We start from the raw sequence: 24742 nt of genomic DNA, 5'->3' as shown, positions 1-24742 counted from the left end.
GCTGCGGGAACGGCCGGCGGCCGCCCGGTAACCCAAGCCCGCCGCGCGGAACGCAAAACGCCCGTGCCGGAGCACGGGCGTCGCACAGTTTAACAAAATCCGGGTTTAGCAAAATCCGGCTGGACTGGCGGGTGCTTTTACAGAGCCACCGCTTCGTGGGCGTTGACCAGGCCATGACGCACCGCGATCAGCGCCATTTCCATGTCACTGGTGATGCCGAGCTTATCGAAAATCCGATACCGGTAGGTGTTGACCGTCTTTGGCGACAGGCACAGCTGATCGGCCACATCCTGCACTTTGAAGCGGTTGACGATCATCGTCATGATCTGCAATTCCCGTTCGGACAGTACATCCAGTGCCGCCGGCGTCGGCTTGTAGGCGCGCAACGCCATCGCCTGCGCGATGTCCGGGCTGATATAGCGCTGACCGCTTTGCACCACCTTGATCGCCCGCACCATTTCTTCCAGATCCGCCCCCTTGGTCATGTAACCGGCGGCGCCGGCCTCCATCACCCGGGAAGGAAACGGTTCTTCCTCGCAAACGGTTACCGCGATGATGCGAATGCCGTCATCCTGCTTCATCATTTTACGGGTGGCAACCAGTCCGCCCATGCCGGGCATCTTGATGTCCATCAGCACCACGTCCGGTTCCAGATCGCGGGCCAGCTTCACCGCCTCTTCGCCGGAGGCGGCTTCCCCAATGACCCGGATGCCATCCTGGTCACTCAGCATCCGGCTAATGCCGGTACGCACCAACTCGTGGTCGTCCACCACCATTACTTTGATCATCGTCGAATCTCCCCCACGTCGATCCTTGAGTGTGGTTTTTGTTGTCGGAAGTCACCCCGGTTCCCCCTTGGCATGGCTTCCTCTCCATGACTAACAGACAGAGGCCGGACATCCGAAAAGGCCCATTAAGCCTAACCCGCGACGGCCGCTCTGCCTAGAGAGCGCACCAACATTGAGCGCTTTGGACTTTGGTCGCATTGACCAGCTTCACACTTTGCGGTTAATTCTGTGATGGACATGTCTTACCCGACTGCGCAGCGAATAAGGATTAATCATGAGCGCCATCGTCTTATTGATCCTCGGGCTGGGCGGCATGGCCGCCGGCTATTTTGTCTATTCCCGTTTCATCGCCGATAAAATCTACAAACTCGACCCCAATTTCGAAACACCCGCCCATTCCATGGAAGACGGCGTGGATTTCGTGCCCACCAACAAATTCGTGCTCTGGGGCCACCATTTCACCTCCGTGGCCGGGGCCGCGCCCATCGTTGGCCCTGCCATCGCCGTGATCTGGGGCTGGTTGCCGGCGTTTTTATGGGTGGTGTTCGGCACCATTTTCTTCGCCGGTGTCCACGATTCCGGCGCGATCTGGGCCAGTGTCCGCAATCGGGCGCAGTCGGTGGGCAGTCTCACCGGCGAGGTGGTCGGTCCACGCGCCCGCAGCGTGTTCATGATCGTTATTTTCCTGGTGCTGCTGATGGTCAACGCGGTCTTCGGCGTGGTCATCGCCCGCTTGCTGATCAACAATCCCGGCGCGGTCCTGCCGGTATGGGGCGCCATCGCCGTGGCGCTGGTGATCGGCCAGATGATCTACCGCTGGAAACTGAATCTGGCGGTGGTCTCCCTGCTGGGCGTGGTAGCCCTGTACGCGTTGATCTGGGTCGGCCCATCAGTGCCGGTCACCTTGCCGGAATCCACATTCGGTCTCTCCGCCAACGCCGCCTGGATCCTGATTTTATTCGCCTATGCCGCCATCGCCTCGCTGCTGCCGGTGTGGGTGTTGCTGCAACCCCGTGATTACATCAACGGACTGCAGCTCTTTGTCGGCCTGATCCTGCTTTATGGCGCCATGCTGATCGCCAATCCGACGGTGGTGGCCCCGGCGTTCAACGTCGACGTCCCGGCCGGCACACCGCCTCTGCTGCCCCTGCTGTTCGTGACCATTGCCTGTGGCGCGATCTCCGGGTTCCATGGTCTGGTCGCCTCCGGCACCACGTCCAAACAGCTGAACAAGGAAACCGACGCTCGTTTCGTCGGCTATTTCGGCGCCATCGGCGAAGGCGCTTTGGCACTGGCCGCGATCCTGGCCGCCACCGCCGGTTTCGCGTCTCTCGCTGAATGGCGTGAAATCTATTCCGCCTTCGGCAAGGGCGGTGTGCAGGCGTTCGTCGACGGTGGCGCCGCCATCCTCAGCGCCGGCACCGGCATCAACGCCGCGGTGGCCGGCACCATGCTGACCGTGATGGCGGCCCTGTTCGCCGGCACCACCATGGATACCGGCCTGCGTCTGCAGCGCTACATTTTCCAGGAGTGGGGAGAAATCTATAACCTCGCCTGGATGCGCCGCCCGATGCCCGCCACTCTGCTGGCGGTGGGTGCCTGCGTACTGCTGGCCTTCGGCGCCGGCGGCGCGGACGGTTCCGGTGGTCTGTTGATCTGGCCGTTGTTCGGCACCACCAACCAACTGCTCGCTGGCCTCACCCTGCTGGTGGTCACGGTAATGCTGGTCCGGCTTGGCCGCCCCACCCGCTACACACTGGTGCCGCTGGTGTTCCTGCTGGTAATGACGCTGGCGGCGCTTCTGATCCAGCTGCGCGGCTTCTATGAGAAACAGGACTGGTTCCTGCTCACTCTGGATCTGGTGGTCCTGGTGGCGGCGGTGCTGGTGACCCTGGAATGCACCGCCAGTCTGCGCCGGCATAAGAAAGCCCGGGAAGCCGAGGCGGAAGGGTGAAAGCGGTGACCCTGCTCGGCAATCTCAAGCGCTGGTATCGGCGCGCCGGGGAACTGGGGGCGGAGTATTACAACGCCCCCTACCGGTCCGCCATCGCCCGCGCCCGCCGGGACGAAGACGACCTGTTCATGCTCATGGTCTTCTCCGAGACCATGGGCATTCCCAATCCGGCCAGTTGGTATACGCTGGAACTGCAGCCGCTGCTGATGGAACGATTCCACGACTGGCACCGGCGCATGGGCATGCCCCATTCACCACTGGATAATTTCCGTTGTTGCTGAGCGCTGTCGCCGGCAAGTTCGTCAACGAGACTCACCACAATGCCGGAACTCAATCTGCATGACCTTCTCAGCCAGCACCGGCAGTTGATGGTCGGTGGCAAGGGCGGCGTGGGCAAGACCACGGTGGCTTCGGCGCTGGCCCTGGCCGCCGCCAATCTTGGCCGCCGCACGCTGCTGGTATCCACCGATCCGGCCCACAGCCTGGCCGACGCTTTTGATCGCGAGATTGGCAATCGGGAACAAGCCCTGGCGGTCAATCTCACCGCCCTGGAAGTGGATCCCGAACAAGAGGTCGACGAGCATCTGCAGCGAGTGCGCGCACAAATGGCCCGGTTCGCCAGGCCCGAGCAGCGCTCCGCCATGGAGCACCAGCTCAAACTCAGCCGCCAGGCGCCCGGTGCTCAGGAAGCCGCGCTGCTGGAGCGTCTTACCACCATTATGGAAGAGGCCCGCGAGCGCTTTGACCTGGTTGTTTTCGACACCGCCCCCACCGGCCACACCTTGCGCCTGCTGAGTTTGCCGGAGGTGATGGCGGCCTGGAGCGAGGGGCTGTTGCGGCAACACCGCCGCTCCGAACAGTTGGGCAAGGTACTATCCCACCTGACCCCCGGCCGCGATCTGGATAGCCCGGTCAATACGCCGGAAGAACATCAACTGGCCGGTCTGGATGACCGTACCCGCGATCTGGCGGCCCCGTTGATCGAACGCCAACGCCGCTTCCAGAAAGCCCGCCGTCTTCTCTCCGACCCAGAGCACAGCGCTTTTCTATTTGTTCTGACACCGGAGCGCCTGCCCATTCTGGAAACCGGACGGGCCGTGCACAGCCTCAAGGAGGCCGGCATTCCGGTGGCCGGAGCGGTGGTTAACCGCGTGCTGCCAAACGGCGCCGAAGGGGCCTTCTTCCAGGCCCGGCGCGAGCGCGAGCAAAGGATGATGCAGGAGCTGGCGCAACGGCTGGACCCGTTGCCCCGGCGGCAAGTACCCTTGTTCGTCGATGACATTCAGGGATTGCCCGCACTGGAGGCTTTTGCTTCCCGTCTGCTGGGCAGGTGAACCTCATTTTGCCCCGTTCGGATACCTCATGGCTCTGCACACCTGGTTCGCTTTCTTCGTGGCCTGCTGGCTGATCTGCCTGTCACCCGGCGCCGGCGCTGTCGCGTCCATGTCCACGGGGCTGCGCTACGGCGTTCTGCGCGGGGGTTGGAACATCCTGGGTCTGGAGCTGGGTTTGGTTTTGCAGATTGCCATTGTCGCCGCCGGCGTCGGCGCCCTGCTCGCCACCTCGGCTCTGGCCTTCGCTCTGATCAAGTGGTTCGGGGTCGCCTACCTGCTCTATCTGGCGGTCCGACAATGGCGCGCCCCCACTCAGGACTACGATACTCTTGGCGACGATCATCAGGGGCGTCGCCGTAGCGTACTGCTGATCCGGGGCTTTCTGATCAACGCCAGCAATCCCAAAGCCGTGGTCTTCCTGCTCGCGGTCCTGCCCCAGTTTCTCGATCCCTCAGGGCCCATGGCGCTGCAATACACCATCATGGGTCTGACCCTGATTACCGTGGATGTAATAGTGATGGCTGGTTACACCGGGCTGGCCGCCCGCGCGCTCAAACTGCTGCGCAGCGCCCGCCAACAGCGGCTGGTGAACCGTGGCTTCGCCGCTCTGTTCGCCGCCGCCGCCAGCCTGCTGGCCACCGCCCGCCGGGCAGCGGTCTGAGTGGGCTACTCGTTGCGCATCAGGAAGGAACCACGGCCGGTGGCCAGCTTGCGGCCTTCTGCGTCGAGCACATCGGCGCTGCCGACCATGACCTTGCGGCCGGCCTTGATGATCTCCCCACGGCAGACGATCTCCCCCTGCCCGGTGGGCCTCAGGAAGCTGACATTGAGATCCACCGTGATCGGACCGGCATCGCGCTGATGGTAGGCACGCACGCAGGTACCCAGAACCGTGTCGATCAGCACGCAATAAATACCGCCATGCACCATGCCATAGGCCTGTAACAACTCAGGAGTAACCGGCAAGGCAATTTCAGAGCCACCGTCATCATTGACCCAATTGATCTTGATGCCCAGGTGGCAGCGAAATGGGTTGTTATTGGTCCAGTTGATTTCGTCTTCGCGAGTCCAGCTCATTAACCTGTGCGCTCCTGTCTGCTTGGCTGAAAAGGGAAAATGGCCGTTGCGGCCAGCATCCGGACCGGCGCATTGTATACTGTATACAGTACACGGACCACGCCGGATTCCGCTCCCTTGCACCGGGCCGGGAGCGGGTAAATCCTGTAAACTCCCGCCATTACTCGGGAAAACACTGTCTTAGCGTTTGAGAAACACACTATGCCGCGAACCCAAACCGACCCTTTCGCTCCCGTCCGCCGCCGTTCCATGGAGGAGGAAGTCTACATACGCATGCGCGAAGCGATCCTGCGCGGAGACATTGCCGGCGGCGAGCGCCTGGTACAGGAGGACCTGGCCAAGCGTTTCGGTACCAGCCGCATCCCGGTGCGTGACGCTTTACGCCGGCTGGAGGCGGACGGCCTGGTGGAGACCGAGGGCCGGGGCGCCTATCGGGTCAGTTCTTTCGGCGTCGATGACGTCAAGGAAATCTATGCCCTGCGCGAGCTGCTGGAAGGCCACATGGTTGCCCAGGCCTGCCCCCAACTGGGCGACGAGGAACTGGACGAGCTGGAGCAGTTGCAACAGGACATGGACCAGGCCGCCGATGATGGCGACTCCGCCGCCTATGTGGCGCTCAATCAGCGTTTTCACCGGGTGCTGTACGATGCCGCCAATCAGCCGCGCACTCAGAAAATCGTCCTCACCCTCTGGCAGGGGGTGCCACCACTGACACCGATCACCATCGAGAACCGCATGGCGGAATCCAGCCAGGAACATTGGGCCATTGTGCGAGCGTTGCGCGCCGGTGACGCCGCCGCCGCCGCCGAGGCCATGCGCCGCCATATCGCCGCCGCCGGCGAGGGGCTGCTGGCCCACGTCTCCAGCGGCGGCGCCGGGCTGCGCTGAACGGGCCCCGGGCGGATCGCGTCGGTCAGGACACCCGGCGGGAGCGGCCCCGCCAATAAGGCTCCCGCAGCTCTTGCTTGAGCACCTTGCCGGCGCCGGACAACGGCAGGCTGTCGCGGAATTCCACCGAACGCGGACACTTGTAGCCGGCCAGATCATCGCGGCAGAAATCGGTCAGCTCTTCCGCTGACACCTCAACGCCGGATTGCGTCACCACCACCGCGTGCACGCTCTCCCCCCAGGTGTCATGGGGAATGCCGATCACCGCGCAGCTGGCCACCGCCGGATGCCGGGCCAGCACGTTTTCCACTTCCGCGCAGTACACGTTCTCGCCGCCGGAGACGATCATGTCCTTCATGCGGTCGACGATGTAGATGTAACCGTCCTCATCCATGTAACCGCCATCTCCGGTATGCAACCAGCCGCCGCGCAGGGTTTCCGCGGTGGCGTCCGGATTGTTCCAGTAGCCCAACATGACGTTGTCACCGCGCGCCACCACTTCACCCACGGTGCCCCGGGGCACTTCCCGGTCATCCTTGTCGACGATACGTACTTCCATGCCCCAGGTGGCTTTGCCGGCGGAACGGATGCGGCCATTGCTCAAGGCCTCGCCACGATGATTACGCCAGGAGTTCAACGTGATCATCGGCGATGCCTCGGTCATACCATAGGTATGAGTGAACTGCGCATCGGGAAACACCGCCAGGGCCCGTTCCAGAACCGCCAGGGAAATAGGCGAGGCCCCATAGGCAACCCGTGTCAGGGAGCTCAGATCGTATTCTCGCACCTCGGGGTGATCCACCAGCATCTGGATCATGCTTGGCACCAGAATCACATCGGTGATCTTTTCCCGCTCGATGGTGGCCAGAACCTCCTCCACGCGGAAGGACGGCATCATCACCGCGGTTCCGCCCACCACGATCTGGGTGATGAATTTGGCGACGCCGGCGGTATGGAACAGCGGCGATGCCAACAAGGTGACGAACGGATCAGGCGGGTCGCTTTCCGCCAGGCGAGTAATGGCGCAGCTCCAGAGATTGTCATGGGAAAGCATCACGCCTTTGGGAAAGCCGGTAGTGCCACCGGTATACAGCAGCACCGCCAGGTGATCACCGCCGAAGCGGCCATCCTCCACCGGCGTTGCCCGCGCCAGAAAATCCTCGTAGTGAATCATCCCCGCCGGCCCATCTGCATGGGTGCATGGCGTGCTCCCCAGATGCAGAACATGGCGCAGCCCTGGACAGCGCGCCTTGAGCGTCTCCACCATCGGCAGGAAAGCACCGCTGACCAGCAGTATCTCCGCTTCGCTGTCGTTGAGGGAGTACGCCATCTCCTTCACATTCCAGCGGGTATTCACGGCATTGGCCACCGCGCCCATCCACCACAAGCCAAGAAAATACTCGGCATGGTAATCGCAGTTGGCGGCCAGTATCGCCACCCGGTCTCCGGCCTGTACACCGAGGCCGGTGAGTCCACCGGCCAGCCGGGCACAACGGTCAGCCAACTCGCGATAGCTGCGGCGGCGTTCGCCATCCACCGTGGCCAGGCGTTCCGGAGCCTGCTGCACCGCGCGGTGCAACCCCTGGGTCAGATACATGGGCGGTACTCCCCTGCCCGGCAACGGGCATGAACAACAATATCGTGGTCAGACATGATTCACCTGTGAACGGAATAAACGGCCAAAGCCCGTGGAGAACGGGCTTGAGGCGGGCGGAGATATCCACCCGCTGGAATAAAAAGCACGCACGACGGTTGGCCCCCCGCCATGCGTGGAGAGCGAACCGCTAACGCACCGCGCGCAACATATTGCGTGCGATTACAATCTGTTGAATCTGAGTGGTGCCTTCATAAATACGGAACAGCCGCACATCACGGTAAAACCGCTCGATGCCGTATTCGGACATATAGCCGGCGCCACCGTGAATCTGCACCGCGCGATCCGCCACGCGACCGCACATTTCCGAAGCGTACATTTTGCAGCAAGCGGCCTCGGTGCTGACGTTTTCACCGTCATCCCGACGACGGGCCGCATCCAGAACCATGCAACGGGAGGCGTAGATCTCCGCCTTGCTGTCGGCCAGCATTGCTTGCACCAGTTGGAATTCACCAATGGCCTGGCCGAACTGCTCGCGTTCAGCGGCATAGCGCAGAGCATCGTCCAGCATACGTTCGGCCACGCCGACACAGATGGCGGCGATATGAATCCGCCCTTTGTCCAGCACTTTCATGGCCGTCTTGAAGCCCACGCCGGGCTTGCCACCGATGATGTTAGCCGCCGGCACCCGGCAGTCCTCGAACACCACATCACAGGTATGGGCGCCTTTCTGGCCCATTTTGCTGTCTGGTTTACCCAGCGAGATTCCCGGAGTTTTGGCGTCGACGATAAACGCGGAGATGCCGCCCGCGCCCTTCACATCCGGATCAGTACGCGCCATCAAGGTGAAAATACCGGCCTGTGGCGCATTGGTGATAAAGCGTTTGGTGCCGTTCACCACATAGTGATCGCCGTCTTTCACCGCGCTGGTCCGCAAGGACGCGGCATCGGAACCGGCCCCCGGCTCTGTCAGCGCGAACGACGCCATCACCTCACCGGTGGCCAGAGACGGCAACCACTGTTGTTTCTGCTCATCAGTACCGTCCATCAGGATCCCCTGGGAACCGATCCCCACGGTGGTGCCGAACAACGAACGGAACGCCGGTGAAGTGCGCCCCATCTCGAACATCACCAGCACTTCCTCTTCCATGGTCAGACCGAGGCCGCCGAATTCCTCGGGGATGGTCAGCCCGAACAGACCGATCTCCTTCATCTCCCTGACGATGTCCTCGGGGATGGCGTCGTGCTCCGCCACCCATTCCTCGTTGGGCACCAGCCGTTCGCGTACGAAGCGGTTGATCGTGTCCAACAGCGTATTCATGGTTTCCTGATCACGTATCATGATGGCCTCCCGGCGGCATTGCCGCCTTGAATTATCGACGCCTCACAGCGCCGCGGCGGTACCCAGAATGGCGGTGGACTGACTGGACAGCGTACCGCCGTTGCCATGCACAATCGCCGTTTGCGCACCGGCGACCTGGCTGTCTCCAGCGTTACCACGCAGCTGACGGACGCCCTCGATGGCGGCAAAAATGCCGTACATCCCCGGGTGCCCCCAGGACAAGCCGCCGCCATTGGTATTCACCGGCAGGCTGCCACCGGGGGATATGTTCCCCTCCTCCACGAAGGCGCCGGCTTCGCCCTTGGCACAGAAGCCGAGGTCTTCCAGGAACAACAAGGTATTGATGGTGAAGGCGTCGTACAGCTCCGCCACATCAATGTCCTTGGGGCCCATTCCGGCCATGGCATAAGCGTCACGCCCGGATTGCGTGGCGGCGGTCACGGTCAGGTCCGCCATGCTGGAGATTTGCCGATTCCACACCGCCGTACCCTGGCCGAGCACATACACCGGCGGCTGCGGCAAATCGCGGGCGCGGTCAGCGCGGACCAAAACGTAAGCGCCGCCGCCATCGGTGACCAGGCAAGCATCACGCACGGTCAGTGGATCGGACACCATGCGCGAATTGAGCACATCGTCCACGGTCAGCGGATCACGCATGAACGCGTCCGCATTCTTCCGCGCCCATTGGCGCGCCGACACCGCCACTTGCGCCAATTGCCGGCGGGTTGTGCCGAACTCATGCATGTGGCGTGACGCCGCCAGCGCATACGCGGACATCGGCAGCATCGGTTGATAAGGATGCTCGTAGGGTTGCGGGTCCATCAGCAGGCGAGCCTTGCCAATTTCCTTGCGGCTCAATGTGGAGGTGCGCTGGGCGCTGCCGTAGGCCACCAGTACCGCGTCACACTGACCGGACTCCAGCGCTTGCATCGCCGGCATCAGGTGGGCGATGAAACTGGACCCGCCGATCATGGTGGCGTCGACGAAACGGGGACGAATTCCCAGGTACTCCACCACCGGCATCGACCACATGGTGGATGAGGCACTGGCGGTGCAAAGACCGTCGATATCCTTCATGGTCAGGCCGGCATCGGCCATCGCCAGACGCGCGGCCTGAGCCAGCAGCTCCATGTCGGTATAACCCGGCGCCTCGCCACAACCGAAGGTCGCCACACCAGCGATGGCGAATTTGCCGCGCAAATGATTCAGATCACCGCTCATTGTGCCGCTCCTTCCATCGCATGAAACACCAACAGGCCATGCCCCTCGTTTACCGTCACCCGGGCCTTCACCGCCATGCCGATTTTCACCTCTTCCGGGGCCGCGTTTTCAATCCGGCTCATCAGCCGGACGTTTTCTTCAAGATCTATCAAAGAGACGTTGTAGTCACCACCGGCTTCCGGTTTGCGCCGCACCGTGGTCACCGCATAGACCGTCCCCTTGCCGCTGGGGCTGAACCAGGACAGGTCGCCACTGCCACAACCGGGGCAAAGTTCACGTGGAAAAAAAATCGCATCCCCACAGTCATTGCAGCGTTGAATTTCGAAACGCCCCTGATCCAGAGCCGCTTGATAGATGGCCTGCACGCCACCCTCTTGGTTAACCATGTTTGCTCTCCTCGTAATTACCGCCAGCCCGGTGGAAAGGCCACCCGGCGACTCGTCCGATCATGCGTCCCCGGCCGCCATAACATCACCGTCGCCAACCAAAGCCCGTTGTTCGTCCTGTAACTGACGCCAGAGGATCTTGCCAGCGCCGGACTTCGGTAAGGCATCGACGAATTCCACCCGGCGGGGCGCTTTGTACACCGCCATTTTTTCCCGCGCCCAGTCGATCACCTGTTCTTCGGTAACCTGGCCGCGGTAGCGGTCCTTGACAACCAGAATCGCCATGACCACTTCACCGCGACGGCTGTCCGGCACGCCGATGACACAGGCCTCCTGAACCGCCGGATGGTCATACATGAAATTTTCCACTTCCGCTGGCCAGACTTTGTAGCCGGACACGTTGATCATGCGCTTGAGCCTGTCCTTCATGAAGAAGTAGCCATCCTCATCGATACAGGCCAGGTCACCGGTACGAAAAAAGCGGCGCCCATCGCGTTCAAGAAAGGACTCACGATTGGCCTCGTCGTTATGCCAATACCCTTCCATTACCTGTGGTCCGCTCGTGATCAGCTCACCCACTTCGCCCAGCGGCAAGGGCTCCAGAGTTTCCGGATCGACCACACGGGAATCCACGCCAAAGGTGGGCACCCCCAGACACTGGCGTTTGTTACGGTGCACGGGGTTGGCATGCAAAAAAGCGGAGGTCTCGGTCAGACCATAGGATTCGTTGAACGCGATCCCGTGATCTTCCTTCAAGGTCCGCGATACCGCCTCCGGCATCGCCGCGCCGCCGCCAAAGATCAAGCTCAGGCGCGACAGGTCATAATCGGCGATATCCGGCTTGGCGAAAAAGTCGATGATCATCGCCGGCGGCGCGCCCCACACACTGACACCCCATTGGTCGATCAGCCGTGCCGCCATATCCCGATCCCAGCGCGGCAGTATCACCGTGGTGGCGCCGAGCAGAATCGGCATGTTCATACCACTTTGCAGGCCCAGCATGTGGAACATCGGCGCCACCGACAGAAACACCGATTCGGCATTGAGGGCACGCCACAACGACGAGGAATAAATAGCGTATCCCAGGGTGCGGTGGGTATGGATGCAGCCCTTGGGGTGACCGGTGGTGCCGGAGGTGTAAGGCAGCACACACATCTGATCAGCGTCAAAAGCCGCCGGCATCGGAGTCTGTTCCGCGGCAAGGGCTTCAGCCCAGGTCACCACCGCCGGGTCCGTCACTTCTTCCTGCGCCACCGCGATCCAGCCAGGAACCAGCGGATCTCGCGGATCGCTAAGGTAATCCCGGTACTGATGCAGAATCACCCGGGTAACCAGACCACTATCCACACAGGGGCGCAGATTGCTGTACAGGTCGGCGGCACAGAATGCCAGACGGGCGCCGCTATTTTCGAAGTAATAGGCCAGCTCCTCATGGGTGCTCATGGCGTTTACCGGCACTACCGCCGCCCCCAGCGACATCACCGCATAGAAGGCAACGGTGAACTGCGGACAGTTCTGAGTGTAGAGCAATACGCGATCGCCCTTGGCCACACCACATTCTTGCTGCAGATAACCAGCCATGCATCGCACGTCCCTCTGCAGATCGCCATAGCTCAGCACGCCGTTGTAAAACACCAACGCAGGCCGGTCCGGGTAACGCAAAGCGGAAATACGCAGGTTATCCACCAGAGTGGTTTGCGGAGCGCGAATCCGCTCGGGCAACCCTTTCGGATAGAAGGACAGATGAGGAGAGGTCATCGATGCGCTCCCGTCATTGATCCATGGAACGGGCGATGATTTCCTTCATGATCTCGTTGGCACCGCCATAGATCTTGCCCACCCGGGCATCGGTGTACATCCGCGAGATCGGATACTCTTCCATGTAACCGTAGCCGCCATGCAATTGCAGACATTCATCGATGATCTGGCAGTTCAACTGCGTGGTCCACCACTTCGCCATGGCGGCGGTGGGCACGTCCAGCTCGCCACGGATCACTTTGTAGACACAATCATCGACGAAACAGCGCGCCACCGTCGCCTGGGTCTGACACTCCGCCAATTTGAAACGAGTGTTCTGCATATCCATAAGGCGCTGACCAAACACCTTGCGATCCTTCACATAAGCAGTGGTCTCATCAATGGCCTTCTGCATGGTGGCCACGGCGCCCACGGCGATGAACATGCGCTCGCGCGGCAGTTGCTCCATCAGTTGCACGAAACCCTTGCCCTCGGCACCGCCCAGGACATTTTCCGCTGGTACGCGCACGTCATCGAAAAACAGCTCCGCGGTGTCCTGCCCTTTCTGGCCGATTTTTTCCAGGATGCGCCCACGGCGAAAACCGCTGACTTTTTCCGTTTCCACCATTACCAGGGAAATACCGCGGCTGCCCTTGGCCTGGGTATCGGTTTTCGCCACCACACAGATCAATTCGGCGTGATAGCCGTTGGTGATAAAGGTTTTGGAGCCGTTAATCACATACTCATCACCATCACGGAGCGCGGTGGTCCGCACCGCCTGTAAATCAGAGCCGGCTCCCGGTTCACTCATGGCGATGGCGGCGACCCGCTGGCCACTGGCCAATTGCGGCAGCCATTTCTTGCGCTGCTCCTCGGTGCCGTAATTGAGAATGTAGTGAGACACGATGCCGCTATGCACGCTGATGCTGAAGCTGCTCACCTGAGCGCGGGCCTGCTCCATGCAGATCACGGCCTCATGGGCGAAGGTGCCGCCGCCACCGCCGTACTCGGACGGGATACTGGCACACAACAGGCCCAGCTCACCAAGTTTGGGCCAGACCTCACGATCCGGGTGACGCTGCTTGCGCCATTTTTCCTCCTGGGGCACGAACTCGCGCTCGAAAATCTTGCGTACGGAATCCTGAAAAATTCTCAGTTCGTCATCAATCCAGGCGGACTGCCACTGTGTCATTGGTATTCTCCTCGGCGAGAGTCCATCACACGCTTCGCAGGTGCTTAACCACGCCGTTGGCTGTTTTTGTTGTACTCAGCATGCCCAAGGGCCGCTGCACGACCAATGGCCATCACCATCAAAACCATTGGCCATTCCGCTCTCCAGAGCGCCCGCACACCGACAGCGGTGATGGATTCGGCCAAGCCCGCTCCACGCATCGCATGTCTTCATTGCATATTCAGATAGGGGCGGGCCGCCTTCAGGCGGGTATAGCGGTATTCACCCGGCGGCAGACCGGTCCATTTCTTGAAGGCGCGATGGAAGGTACTCAGTTCGGAAAAACCCAGTTTTGATGCCACGTCCACCAGATTCAGGTCCGGACGCGACAGATACTCGATCGCCGCATCGCAACGCAGGTTGTCCTTCAGCCCTTGATAACACTGGCCTTCATCACGCAGGCGCCGGCGTACGGTTTGCGGCGTCATCCCCAGCACCGAACCGACTTCTTCCAGTGTTGGCAATCCAGAACTCAGATGACGGCGCAGCAGCCGCCGAATCCGCTCGCTGCAAGAGGTTTCGTCCCGATAACGCACCAACAGGTTGGCCGGTGCCTGACGCAGAAAGGAGGTCAGACTCAAGCGGTTCTGCACTACCGGCAACTCCAGCCAACGCGATTCGAAGGTGAAGCCGAAGCAGTTGTCGTTGGCCTTCAATGGCGCGTCGAAAATCAAATGGATACGGTTGCTTTTGCCATCGCCCATGTCCTGATAGCTGACTTGTTGCAAGGGAATCCGTCTTGCCGCCAGCCAGGACGACACGCCCCAGGTAAAGAACATAAACATGCGTTTGGCATAGCTCAGACAGGCGGGCTCGTCTCCCAGGTCACGCACACAGACATGGGCGGTTTCCCCTTGCACCACCAAACGCGGCACGAAATCCTTCAACAATAAATGGTAAAACGTGAAGCCCCGACGCAAGGCATCGCCAAGGGTTTCGCACTGGATCAGGTCCTGGCACATATGAGCGAAGGCCCCCAATGGCACCGGGTGGCTGCACAGACCGAAGAATTCATCGCGAAGATCACGTCTCAACAGGTACATCAGCCGCGCGTATTGGTCCTGGGAGACACGGGACAATGGTGATTTCAGCAACCGCACCGGGATCCCGGCACGCTGCATCACCGGCTCCGGGTCCACTCCGTGTCGGCACGCACCCGCCAGCATTTGCTCCACATGATGAATGGAAATGGTATGACTGGTGGTCATCGCCGAGCCGTCAAACCGGATATTCATCACTATCCTCCGCCGCGGAACCAGCCTGAGCCGGCCCACCATCAGTATTTGTATTCAGGATCTTTATGCCACCGCCCACCGGAGCGGCGTGACGCGGAATGGATGCTCTCCTTCTTGGCCAAATCCGACACAGGCAGAGACCCCTTACCACGCGTCTGTAGTTTTTCGCCAAACCCGCCGGAATCAAAGAACGACAGGCTCGCTTTCCTGTTGCGTGATCAATGTATACTGTATACCGTATACAAAAGCAAATCGGTTCCTTCTCTTGATGTGACTCCCCTCCCGAGCCCAACGGGTAGCCCGATTTCTTTTTCATATGCCTGTTTTATCTATTGCGGAGCCTGCGCATGGCCTTGGATAACGCGAATAAGTGGCTGGGCAAGGAGCAGATCCAGGACGACAGTCTGGACCTTCACGCCCTGGCCCGGGTGACCGCCACACTTGGCGGCGCCCCCCTGAGCACCGGAGACGCCCTTCCCCATCTGTGGCAGTGGGCATTCTTTCAACCGGTTTCCGGCATGGACACCCTGGGGCCGGATGGCCATCCCCTCCCCGGTGATTTCCTGCCACCGATTCGCGACTGCCAACGTATGTGGGCCGGCGGCGAGGTGCGTTTCAACAGCCCGTTGCGCGCCGGGGTGCCGGCGCGGCGACACAGCCGGATCGAGGACATCAAGGAAAAACACGGCCGCAGTGGCTCGCTCACCTTCATTACCGTGCGGCACCGCTACCTTCAGGACGACGAGGAGAAAGTGAGCGAGCGACAGGACATCGTGTACCGTGAACCGGTACCGCTGAAGGCCTCCGTCGGTGAGCCCATGCCGGAGCTGCAGTGGGCCGATACCATCAAACCGGAAGCCACCCTGTTGTTCCGTTATTCCGCGGTGACCTTCAATTCCCACCGCATCCATTACGACTGGCCCTACACCACCGGAGAGGAAGGCTATCCGGGCCTGGTGGTACACGGACCCCTGATCGCCACCCTGGTGATGCGAGCGTTTGTCCAGTCCAATCCGGACAAGGTCGCCAAGGTATTCCGCTATCGGGGCATGCGTCCGTTGATCGCACCTGAGCCTTTTCAGGTCGGTGGTGTTATTGAGTCCCCCGGGGTTGCCCGGGTCATGGCCGGCAACGAACAGGGCCAGGCCCATGTCGGTGAAGTTGAATTCGAGGAGACCCGTTAATGATTCAGTACGATAAAGAAGCCCTGGATGCCATTCGTGACGGTGTACGCGGCCTGTGCGCCGGGTTCGACGACGCTTATTGGCGTGGCGTCGATGAGCGACAGGACTTCCCGGAAGAGTTTGTTACCGCACTGACTCAGGCCGGATGGCTCGCGGCGATGATCCCGGAGGAGTATGGCGGTTCCGGTCTGGGGTTGGCGGAAGCCTCGGTGATACTGGAAGAAGTGAATCGCTGTGGCGGCAACTCCGGCACCGTGCACGGCCAGATGTACAACATGTTCACGCTGCTGCGTAACGGCTCCGCCGAGCAAAAGGATCACTATTTGCCACGTATCGCCCGCGGCGAGCTGCGCCTGCAGTCCATGGGGGTCACCGAACCGACCACCGGGACCGACACCACCAAGATCAAGACCACCGCGGTGCGCAAGGGCGACCGTTATGTCATCAACGGTCAGAAAGTCTGGATCTCCCGCATTCAGCATTCCGACCTGATGATCCTGCTGGCGCGCACCACCCCGCTGGATCAGGTGAAGAAAAAAACCGATGGCATGTCCATCTTTCTGGTGGATCTGCACCAGGCCATCGGCAATGGCATGACGGTCCAGCCGATCGCCAACATGGTGCATCACGTCACCAATGAGTTGTTCTTCGACAATCTGGAAATTCCCGCCGAGGCGCTGATCGGCGAGGAAGGCAAGGGCTTCCGCTATATCCTGGATGGCCTCAACGCCGAGCGCACGCTGATCGCCGCGGAGTGCATCGGCGATGGCCGCTGGTTCATCGACAAGGCCAGCCGCTATGCCCGTGACCGGGAAGTGTTCGGCCGCCCGATCGGCAAGAACCAGGGCATTCAGTTTCCCATTGCCGAAGCGCACATCGAAGTGGAGGCCGCCGACCTGATGCGCTGGCGTGCCTGTGAACAATACGATTCCGGCCTCAATGCCGGCGCCGCCGCCAACATGGCCAAATACCTGGCGGCCAAGGCGTCCTGGGAAGCCGCCAACGTGTGCTTGCAAACCCACGGCGGTTTCGGCTTCGCCTGCGAATACGACGTGGAACGGAAATTCCGTGAAACCCGCCTGTATCAGGTGGCTCCGATTTCCACCAATCTGATTCTCTCTTACGTGGCCGAGCACCTGCTCGAACTGCCACGGTCCTTCTAAGGAGCGAACATGAGCGACGCAACCCGGGCCCTGGCCTCGTTTCTCGCCGAGCTGCGCTATGAGGACCTGCCGGAAGCGGTGGTGGCCCGCACCGAGGATCTGTTCCTCGACTGGCTGGGATCCTTGATCGCCGGCAGCGGTCAACACCCTATCCCGCTGTTCGCTGGCTATGCACGGCGCATGGGCCCCGCTTCCGGTGCTGTCCAGAATCTGGTGGACGGCACCAACACTTCCGCCTACTTCGCCGCGCTGGTCAACGGCGCCGCTTCCCATGTGGTGGAACAGGACGATCTGCACAACAGCTCGGTACTGCACCCGGCCACGGTGGTATTTCCCGCCGCCCTGGCGATGGCTCAGGAACAGGGCGGAAGCGGTCGTGATCTGATCGTCGCCTCGGTGGCCGGCTACGAGGCCGGCATTCGCATCGGCGAATTTCTCGGCCGCTCCCACTACCGCATCTTCCATACCACCGGTACCGTCGGCACCTTGGCGGCGGCGGTGGCCGCCGGCAAAATTCTGGGACTGGACCGGGACGGTTTCATCAACCTTCTCGGCAGTGCCGGTACCCAGGCCTCGGGCTTATGGGAATTCCTGCGCGACGCCGCCGACTCCAAGCAACTGCACACCGCCAAGGCAGCGGCGGATGGCGTGCTGGCCGCCTGTCTCACCGCCGATGGGCTGACCGGAGCACGCAATATCCTCGAAGGCGATCAGGGGCTCGCCGCCGGCTTGTCCCGGGACGCCGATGCCCGTTTTCTCAATGATCGCCTCGGCGAACGCTGGGCGCTGTCGGAAACCTCGTTCAAGTTCCACGCATCCTGCCGCCATACTCACCCGGCGGCGGATGCCCTGCTGGCGGTCATGCGGGAGCACGATCTCAAGGCGGATGACATCGAATCCGTCACCGCCCGGGTGCACCAGGGCGCCATCGATGTACTCGGCCGCGTGGACATTCCGGCCACTATCCACCAGGCCAAGTTCTCCATGGGAACGGTGCTGGGCCTGATTGCGCTGCACGGCCATGCCGGTCTGTCGGAGTTTCACCAGATCCCACTGGACGATGCCGCGGTCGCCGCGTTTCGTGACAAGGTCACAATGCAGCTGGACGCCGAAGTGGACGGGGCCTACCCGGCGCGCTGGCTCGGCCGGGTGGATGTGGTCACCAGAGATGGCCGTACCCTGCACGGCAGCATCGATGAACCCAAAGGTGACCCGGGCAATACGCTGAACCGGGCGGAATTGGAAGATAAATTCCGTCGGCTGGCGCGTTTCGCCGGCACCCTTTCCGAGGACGCCATGGGCACCGCCATCGAACGTGTCTGGACACTGCATGACGCCGACAACGTCACTCCCCTGATTTGAACCGTGAGGACGCGGGGTTACCCCGCGTCCCAGGGCCGCCGACCTGCCTTTGCCAGAGAAAGCGCCCATCGCAGCTGTAGGAGCACAAGAATGAGTACCACCGCTTCTCCCCGGCCCCTGGACGGCATTACCGTGGTCAGCCTGGAGCATGCCATCGCCGCGCCGTTTTGTACCCGCCAGCTGGCGGATATGGGCGCGCGGGTGATCAAGGTAGAGCGCCCCGGCGTCGGCGACTTCGCCCGTGGCTATGACGAACGGGTCCACGGTCTGGCCTCCCATTTCGTTTGGACCAACCGCTCCAAGGAAAGTCTGACGCTGGATCTGAAGCACGATACCGCCACCCCGGTACTGCAACGCCTGCTTGAACAAGCCGACGTGCTGGTGCAGAACCTGGCTCCCGGCGCCGCCGCCCGCCTCGGACTGTCGTTCGAAGCACTGCACGAGCGCTTCCCAAAACTGATCGTTTGCGACATCTCCGGTTACGGCGAAGGCGGCCCTTACCAGGACAAGAAAGCTTACGATCTGCTGATCCAGAGTGAGGGCGGCTTCCTGTCCGTCACCGGCACCCCGGACGACATGGCCAAGGCCGGTTGTTCCATCGCCGACATTTCCGCTGGTATGTACGCCTACACTCATATCCTCAACGCTCTGCTGCTGCGCCAGAGCACCGGCAAAGGCAGCCGTATCGACGTTTCCATGCTGGAGAGCCTGGTGGAGTGGATGAACTACCCGCTCTACTACGCGTTCGAAGGCGCCGAACCTCCGCCGCGCACCGGCGCCGCCCACGCTACTATCTATCCTTACGGCCCATTCGACACCGGCGATGGCGGCACCGTGATGCTGGGACTGCAGAATGAGCGGGAATGGCGTGTGTTCTGCGAACAAGTCCTGCTACAGGCCGAGCTGGCCGACGATGAACGTTTTGCCTCCAATTCCCAACGGGTCCATAACCGGGCAGCACTGAAGTCACTGATCCTGGGTGTCTTCGCGGAATTGGATGCCGAGGAAGTGATTCGCCGCCTCGATGATGCGCGCATCGCCAATGCTCATGTCAACGACATGCATGGTGTCTGGCGGCACCCGCAACTGGCCGCCCGGCAACGCTGGACCGAGATCGGCAGCCCAAGGGGGCCATTGCCGGCATTACTGCCTCCCGGAGCCAGCAATGCGTTTCAGCCGCGTATGGACGCCGTGCCGGACCTGGGCGAGCACAGCGCGGCTATTCTCGCTGAGCTGGGTTACGATGACGGCGATATCGAACAGTTCCAACAGGCGGGAGTAATCTGAATGGCCTTGAGAGCGTCCCGTGATGCCCGCACCATGCTGTTCGTGCCCGCCACCCGTCTGGAGCGGGTGGCCAAGGCCCAGGCCAGCGGCGCGGACCTGGTGATCATCGATCTTGAAGATGCGGTGGCCGAGGCGGACAAAGCCGAAGCTCGCCGCGCCCTGGCCGATTTCCTCGAGCAAGCCACGACGCCCTTGTTCGTGCGCATGAATGGCGCCAGCACGGATCACTTCGAAGCAGATATTGCCCTGTGCTCCCAAGCCGATGCGGTGCACGGCATCATGCTGCCGAAGACCGAAAGCGCCGGGGATGTTCAGCGCGCCCGCATCGATGGCAAGGCGCTATGGCCACTGGTGGAAAGCGTACGTGGCGTGATCAACATTCCACACATCGCCGCCTGCGATGGCATCGAACGGCTCACCTTTGGGGCCTTGGATCTGAGTCTGGATCTGGGTGCCGAAGCCGGCAGCGAAGGTGCCGTCACCATCCTGGACCAGTGTCGTGCTCAACTGATCCTGCACAGCCGGCTGAACGGTCTTGCCGGACCGGTGGAAAGCGTGGAGCCCGATTTCCGTAACACGGAGAAAGTCGCGGCAGTCGCACTGCGTGCCGCGCAAATGGGATTTACCGGCATGCTCTGCATTCATCCCGGGCAGATCGAACCGGTGCGGCGGGCCTTTTCCCCCACCAGCGAGCAACTGGAGTGGGCCCGTCGAGTGGTGGACGGTGTCGCCGAACACGGTGCCACTTTCCAGTTGGACGGACAGATGGTGGATGAGCCAGTGATTCAACGAGCCCGTCGCTTGATCGCCGCGGCGGGCTGATTTCCCTCCATCAGGGGCCTTGTAGCTACCTCCGAATTTATATCTCCAAGGCCGGAAGAACAGCTTCGTCGCTTCCGACGATGCCGCCCGCCGCCGAGACACTGCTACTCTGTTGACTCATAACCAGAACAACGGTGGGTGCGGAATGAAGGACTGGCAATCGCTCGTCGATCTGCGGGCACTGAACACCTGGATGGAACAGCAGGGTCTGGGCAAAGGCGGTATCGAGAATCCCCTGCCGCTGGCCGGCGGCACCCAGAACCTGCTGCTGCGCTTCCAACGTGATGGCAAGGACTATGTTCTGCGCCGCCCGCCCCGCCATCTACGCGCCAATTCCAACGACACCATGCGGCGGGAGATGCGCCTACTCGCCGCGCTGTCCGATACCAAGGTGCCTCATCCCCGCTTGCTCGCCGCCTGCCCCGAGGAAGACGTGATTGGTGTTTCGTTCTATTTGATGGAGCCCATCGATGGCTTCAACGCCACCTGCGATTTTCCCGAGTCCCACGGCACCAGCTCCGACTGGGTGCACCGCATGGGCCTGTCCCTGGTGGAAGGGATCACTGCCCTCGGCGCGGTGGATTACGAAAAAGTCGGACTGAGTGGCTTCGGCAAGCCCGAGGGTTTTCTGCAGCGGCAGGTACCCCGCTGGCGCGCACAGCTGGAGAGCTATCAGGCGTTTGCCGAATGGCCCGGCGCCGGTGGTATTCCCGGCGTGGATCGCGTCGGACAATGGTTGGAACGTCATCGGCCCGATACGTTTCAGCCCGGCATCATTCATGGCGACTACCATCTCGCCAACGTGCTTTACTGCCATGAACGTCCGGAACTGGCCGCCATTGTCGACTGGGAACTGACCACCATCGGCGATCCGCTTATCGACCTTGGCTGGCTCCTGGCCACCACACCGGACCATCTGGATCTGCGGATCAATCAGAAAGGCGACACCCTGGGCACGGCCTTCCCTGGCCGGCAAGCAATGATCGAACATTACCGCGCCCGCAGCGATCGCGACCTCAGCCACATCGAATGGTACGGCGTACTGGCATGCTACAAGCTCGGCCTGATCCTGGAAGGCACCTACGCGCGGGCCTGTGCCGGCAAGGCCCCGATGGAAACCGGCGAGCGCCTGCATAACCGCACCATTACGCTGTTCGAGCGCGCCCTGGGCTGGATCTCCTGAGCGCGGCCTTCATCTCGGAACAATCATTCCGGAATAATGTGGAGAACGATATGAACGATCTGGATTTCAGCGGGAAAACCGTTTTGGTGGTGGGCGGCTCCAGTGGTATCGGCAACGGGATCGCTCAGGCTTTCCGCCGGCGCGGCGCCGATGTGCACGTCTGGGGTACTCGTGCCAGCGCCAGCGACTACGCTGGTGACGAAGGATCCGACCTTGACGGCCTTGGCTACTCCCAGGTGGATGTCTCCGACATCGACGCCATTGAACGCCTCACCCCGGCCTTCTCCCAACTGGATATTCTGATTCAATGTCAGGGCACGGTGGCCTATCGGCGCGGTGAGTTCGAGCGGGAAGGCTGGGACAAAGTGATCGCGGTAAACCTCGATAGCCTGCGTGCCTGTGCCATGAAGTTCCATTCCATGCTGCACGAAAGCCGGGGAAACATGATCGTGGTCAGTTCCACCGCCGCCTTCCATTCCACCCGCGGCAATCCCGCCTACAACGCTTCCAAGGCTGGCGCCGTGGCCCTGGTACGGACTCTTGGGGAAGCCTGGGCCAGCGACGGCATCTCGGTGAACGGCATTGCTCCAGGCCTGGTCGCCACCAAGCTGACCACCGTGACCACCGAAAACCCCAAACGTCTGGAGGCTTCCCTGGCCAATATTCCCGCCGGACGCCTCGGCACTCCGGCGGACATGGCCGGCGCCGCGCTGTTTCTGGCTTCCCCGCTGGCGGACTACATTCGCGGCCAGACCCTGGTGGTGGACGGCGGACTTATCCTGTCCTGACAGGCTGATTCCGCTTTTGCCAATCACTTTTCCCAGTCTCTTTTTCCCAAAAAAAGGGGAGCTTCCATGAACTTCGATCATTCCGAACAAACCCTGGAGCTGCTGGCGCGCCTGCAGCGCTTCATGGACACCTATATCGCGCCACGGGAACAGGAACAACATGACTGGGTCACCGACCCGGCCAGGGTCTGGCAACCCTGGCCCGGACTTGAGGAACTGAAGGAAAAGGCCCGCGCCGAAGGTCTGTGGAATCTGTTCCTGCCGAAGGAGTACGGTGATCTCAGCCCCGGACTCAGCAATCTGGAATACGCGCCTCTGTGTGAAATCATGGGGCGAATTCCCTGGTCCGCCGAGGTGTTCAACTGCTCCGCCCCGGACACCGGCAACATGGAAGTGCTCGCCAAATACGGCAATGCCGAACAACAGGAGCGATGGCTCAAGCCGCTGATGGACGGAGAAATCCGTTCCGCTTATCTGATGACGGAACCGCAGGTGGCCTCCTCCGACGCCACCAACATCGAAACTGAAATCAAATCCGACGGTGACGACTACGTCATCAATGGCCGCAAGTGGTGGATCTCCGGCATCATGGATCCGCGCTGTAAGGTGCTGTTATTAATGGGAAAAACCGACCCCGACGCGCCTCGCCACCAGCAACAGTCCACCGTGATCATTCCCCGCGACACGCCGGGGATTCACATCGTCCGCAATCTGACGGTATTCGGCAGTCTCAATTCACCGGGTGGTGAAGCGGAGCTGCGCCTGGAGAATGTGCGTATTCCCAAACGCAATCTGATTCTGGGCGAGGGACGCGGCTTTGAAATCGCCCAGGGCCGACTCGGCCCGGGCCGCATTCACCATTGCATGCGCTCGATTGGCCAGGCTCAGCGCAGCCTCGAAATCATGGCCCGCCGGGTGGAGAATCGAGTGGCGTTCGGTCGCAAACTGTCCGAGCAAAGCAGTATCCGCCAGGACATTGCCCGCTCTTTCTGCGATATCGAGCAAGCCCGCCTGCTAACACTGAAAGCCGCTGACCGCATGGACAAATACGGCAACAAGGACGCCAAGGATCTGATCGCGGCAATCAAAGTGGTGGCGCCACAGATGGCACAGAACGTGACCGACCGCGCCATCCAGGCCCATGGTGGCATGGGGGTCAGCGACGATACACCGATCGCGCACTTCTTTACTCTGAACCGGTTCGTGCGCATCGCCGACGGTCCGGACGAAGTGCACATGTCGCAATTAGGTAAAATGAAAATTCAGGAATACAACGATTCCTAGTTCCCCCGGGGCGCGGTGTCGCCGACACCGTTCCCGGCCTCATCTTCAAAATATACCAGCATGCGTAAATGAAGGTGTTCGTCCACGATCAGCATCTCATGCCGTAGTGATCGCACCCGGCCATCGTCCCCTGTCAGACGGCTGATGCCACGTTGATAGCCCTGCCGGTCCGGCTCGTCCCACCAATGCCGGAACGGCTCGGACAACCGTCTCATTTCATCGACAAACGCCGTCATTGTCGGGTCCTCCGGCGCCACCGCCAGATCGCAACGGAAGTTCGCCAACAGCTTCCGCGCATCCCGCTCCCAGTCCGGCATTCGTTCTCGCAGGACGTCGTCACGAAATACCAGACGCAGCAGGTTGCGCTCGGTGTTGGCGCGCTCGTTCAACCGGAACCAATGATCGGCGGACTGGTTCCAGGCCACCAGGTCCCAGCGCAAATTCATTACATAGGCGGGGCAAGGTGCAAGCTGATCCAGGACCGCTTGGGTTAACCGGGAAACCGCGGTGGCCTGGCGGGCCTCGTAGGCCGGCGGCCGCTGCTGCGCCAGCATAAACAGATGGCAGCAGTCCTCGTCATCCAGCTTCAGCACCCGGGACAGGTTGAGGAGAAAGGTTTCCGAGACATTGATATCCCTGCCCTGCTCGAACCACGTATACCAGGTGATGCCGACACCGGCGAGTGCCGCCACCTCTTCCCGGCGTAATCCCGGAGTGCGGCGGCGTGGTCCGGAAGGCAGCCCCACTTCCGCCGGCGTCACACGCTCACGACGTTGTCGCACGAACTCCGCAAGCTCACGCCGAGTACGGGCCAGAGATTTTACCGGGCTCATTCTGTTAGTCCTGCTAATAGTATAAGAGCTTAAATTGTACGGTTAGTTT

The 24742-nt window shown here is 61.4% G+C and carries 23 protein-coding genes; 13 read left to right on the top strand and 10 right to left on the bottom strand.

Annotated features, from left to right (window positions below; all coding sequences use genetic code 11):
- Nucleotides 1-137: 137 nt before the first annotated feature.
- Complete coding sequence (gene uvrY, locus RYH70_RS09795) at nucleotides 138-788, bottom strand: UvrY/SirA/GacA family response regulator transcription factor (protein ID WP_014994378.1); 651 nt, start codon at nucleotides 786-788, stop codon at nucleotides 138-140.
- 274 nt (nucleotides 789-1062) lie between these two features.
- Here uvrY and RYH70_RS09790 point away from each other — a divergent pair, with 274 nt between their 5' ends.
- From RYH70_RS09790 to RYH70_RS09775, 4 genes are read left to right on the top strand one after another with little or no spacing between them, the layout of a single operon-like run.
- Entirely contained in the window at nucleotides 1063-2742 is a 1680-nt protein-coding gene (locus tag RYH70_RS09790; RefSeq protein ID WP_022996802.1) for a carbon starvation CstA family protein, read from the top strand.
- A 5-nt stretch (nucleotides 2743-2747) separates the two neighbouring features.
- A complete protein-coding gene (locus RYH70_RS09785) occupies nucleotides 2748-3023 on the top strand; it encodes a cory-CC-star protein (RefSeq protein ID WP_374072941.1) in 276 nt (91 codons plus the stop codon).
- A 39-nt stretch (nucleotides 3024-3062) separates the two neighbouring features.
- Nucleotides 3063-4076, top strand: a complete 1014-nt coding sequence (locus RYH70_RS09780; protein WP_284455713.1) for an ArsA family ATPase — start codon at nucleotides 3063-3065, stop codon at nucleotides 4074-4076.
- A 28-nt stretch (nucleotides 4077-4104) separates the two neighbouring features.
- Nucleotides 4105-4737, top strand: a complete 633-nt coding sequence (locus tag RYH70_RS09775) for a LysE family transporter (RefSeq protein WP_022996799.1) — start codon at nucleotides 4105-4107, stop codon at nucleotides 4735-4737.
- Nucleotides 4738-4742: 5 nt separating this feature from the next.
- Here RYH70_RS09775 and RYH70_RS09770 read toward each other — a convergent pair whose 3' ends face one another.
- Entirely contained in the window at nucleotides 4743-5153 is a 411-nt protein-coding gene (locus RYH70_RS09770) for a PaaI family thioesterase (RefSeq protein ID WP_014994373.1), read from the bottom strand.
- A 201-nt stretch (nucleotides 5154-5354) separates the two neighbouring features.
- Here RYH70_RS09770 and RYH70_RS09765 point away from each other — a divergent pair, with 201 nt between their 5' ends.
- On the top strand, nucleotides 5355-6041 hold the full coding sequence (locus tag RYH70_RS09765) for a GntR family transcriptional regulator (protein ID WP_022996798.1): 687 nt from the start codon (nucleotides 5355-5357) through the stop codon (nucleotides 6039-6041).
- Between the two features lie 25 nt (nucleotides 6042-6066).
- On the opposite strand, the gene RYH70_RS09760 is transcribed toward RYH70_RS09765, so the two are convergent.
- The 7 genes from RYH70_RS09760 to RYH70_RS09730 form a co-directional block, all read right to left on the bottom strand.
- Nucleotides 6067-7638, bottom strand: a complete 1572-nt coding sequence (locus tag RYH70_RS09760) for a long-chain-fatty-acid--CoA ligase (protein ID WP_284455714.1) — start codon at nucleotides 7636-7638, stop codon at nucleotides 6067-6069.
- 187 nt (nucleotides 7639-7825) lie between these two features.
- A complete protein-coding gene (locus RYH70_RS09755) occupies nucleotides 7826-8977 on the bottom strand; it encodes an acyl-CoA dehydrogenase family protein (RefSeq protein ID WP_022996796.1) in 1152 nt (383 codons plus the stop codon).
- Nucleotides 8978-9019: 42 nt separating this feature from the next.
- The gene (locus RYH70_RS09750; RefSeq protein ID WP_284455715.1) at nucleotides 9020-10198 is read right to left on the bottom strand and encodes a thiolase; all 1179 of its coding nucleotides are present in this window, start codon (nucleotides 10196-10198) and stop codon (nucleotides 9020-9022) included.
- A complete protein-coding gene (locus RYH70_RS09745) occupies nucleotides 10195-10584 on the bottom strand; it encodes a Zn-ribbon domain-containing OB-fold protein (protein WP_022996794.1) in 390 nt (129 codons plus the stop codon). The genes RYH70_RS09750 and RYH70_RS09745 overlap by 4 nt, the downstream gene beginning before the upstream one ends.
- Before the next feature lie 60 nt (nucleotides 10585-10644).
- Entirely contained in the window at nucleotides 10645-12342 is a 1698-nt protein-coding gene (locus RYH70_RS09740) for a long-chain-fatty-acid--CoA ligase (protein ID WP_026949922.1), read from the bottom strand.
- A gap of 13 nt (nucleotides 12343-12355) precedes the next feature.
- A complete protein-coding gene (locus RYH70_RS09735) occupies nucleotides 12356-13513 on the bottom strand; it encodes an acyl-CoA dehydrogenase family protein (RefSeq protein WP_022996792.1) in 1158 nt (385 codons plus the stop codon).
- Between the two features lie 209 nt (nucleotides 13514-13722).
- Nucleotides 13723-14787, bottom strand: a complete 1065-nt coding sequence (locus tag RYH70_RS09730; protein ID WP_080530894.1) for an AraC family transcriptional regulator — start codon at nucleotides 14785-14787, stop codon at nucleotides 13723-13725.
- A gap of 347 nt (nucleotides 14788-15134) precedes the next feature.
- Here RYH70_RS09730 and RYH70_RS09725 point away from each other — a divergent pair, with 347 nt between their 5' ends.
- From RYH70_RS09725 to RYH70_RS09690, 8 genes are all read left to right on the top strand, one after another.
- On the top strand, nucleotides 15135-15971 hold the full coding sequence (locus tag RYH70_RS09725) for an FAS1-like dehydratase domain-containing protein (protein WP_284455716.1): 837 nt from the start codon (nucleotides 15135-15137) through the stop codon (nucleotides 15969-15971).
- Nucleotides 15971-17134 carry an acyl-CoA dehydrogenase family protein gene (locus RYH70_RS09720; RefSeq protein ID WP_022996789.1) on the top strand — a complete coding sequence of 388 codons (1164 nt, stop codon included), beginning with the start codon at nucleotides 15971-15973 and terminating at the stop codon, nucleotides 17132-17134. The genes RYH70_RS09725 and RYH70_RS09720 overlap by 1 nt, the downstream gene beginning before the upstream one ends.
- Before the next feature lie 9 nt (nucleotides 17135-17143).
- Nucleotides 17144-18496 carry an MmgE/PrpD family protein gene (locus RYH70_RS09715; protein WP_284455717.1) on the top strand — a complete coding sequence of 451 codons (1353 nt, stop codon included), beginning with the start codon at nucleotides 17144-17146 and terminating at the stop codon, nucleotides 18494-18496.
- Between the two features lie 90 nt (nucleotides 18497-18586).
- Nucleotides 18587-19783, top strand: coding sequence for a CaiB/BaiF CoA transferase family protein (locus tag RYH70_RS09710; RefSeq protein WP_022996787.1), 1197 nt, complete (start codon nucleotides 18587-18589; stop codon nucleotides 19781-19783).
- The gene (locus tag RYH70_RS09705; RefSeq protein ID WP_022996786.1) at nucleotides 19784-20605 is read left to right on the top strand and encodes an HpcH/HpaI aldolase/citrate lyase family protein; all 822 of its coding nucleotides are present in this window, start codon (nucleotides 19784-19786) and stop codon (nucleotides 20603-20605) included.
- Nucleotides 20606-20750: 145 nt separating this feature from the next.
- Entirely contained in the window at nucleotides 20751-21788 is a 1038-nt protein-coding gene (locus RYH70_RS09700; RefSeq protein ID WP_055099875.1) for a phosphotransferase family protein, read from the top strand.
- 50 nt (nucleotides 21789-21838) lie between these two features.
- Nucleotides 21839-22576 carry an SDR family NAD(P)-dependent oxidoreductase gene (locus RYH70_RS09695; protein WP_022996784.1) on the top strand — a complete coding sequence of 246 codons (738 nt, stop codon included), beginning with the start codon at nucleotides 21839-21841 and terminating at the stop codon, nucleotides 22574-22576.
- Nucleotides 22577-22642: 66 nt separating this feature from the next.
- The gene (locus RYH70_RS09690; protein WP_022996783.1) at nucleotides 22643-23860 is read left to right on the top strand and encodes an acyl-CoA dehydrogenase family protein; all 1218 of its coding nucleotides are present in this window, start codon (nucleotides 22643-22645) and stop codon (nucleotides 23858-23860) included.
- On the opposite strand, the gene RYH70_RS09685 is transcribed toward RYH70_RS09690, so the two are convergent.
- A complete protein-coding gene (locus RYH70_RS09685; protein WP_317010119.1) occupies nucleotides 23857-24693 on the bottom strand; it encodes a helix-turn-helix transcriptional regulator in 837 nt (278 codons plus the stop codon). The two genes, RYH70_RS09690 and RYH70_RS09685, sit on opposite strands and share 4 nt — an antisense overlap.
- Between the last annotated feature and the right edge of the window lie 49 nt (nucleotides 24694-24742).

Origin of the sequence: Alloalcanivorax xenomutans (assembly GCF_032810065.1) — a bacterium.
In the GTDB taxonomy this organism is placed as follows: domain Bacteria; phylum Pseudomonadota; class Gammaproteobacteria; order Pseudomonadales; family Alcanivoracaceae; genus Alloalcanivorax; species Alloalcanivorax xenomutans.
This window is presented reverse-complemented; position numbering and strand designations above follow the sequence as displayed.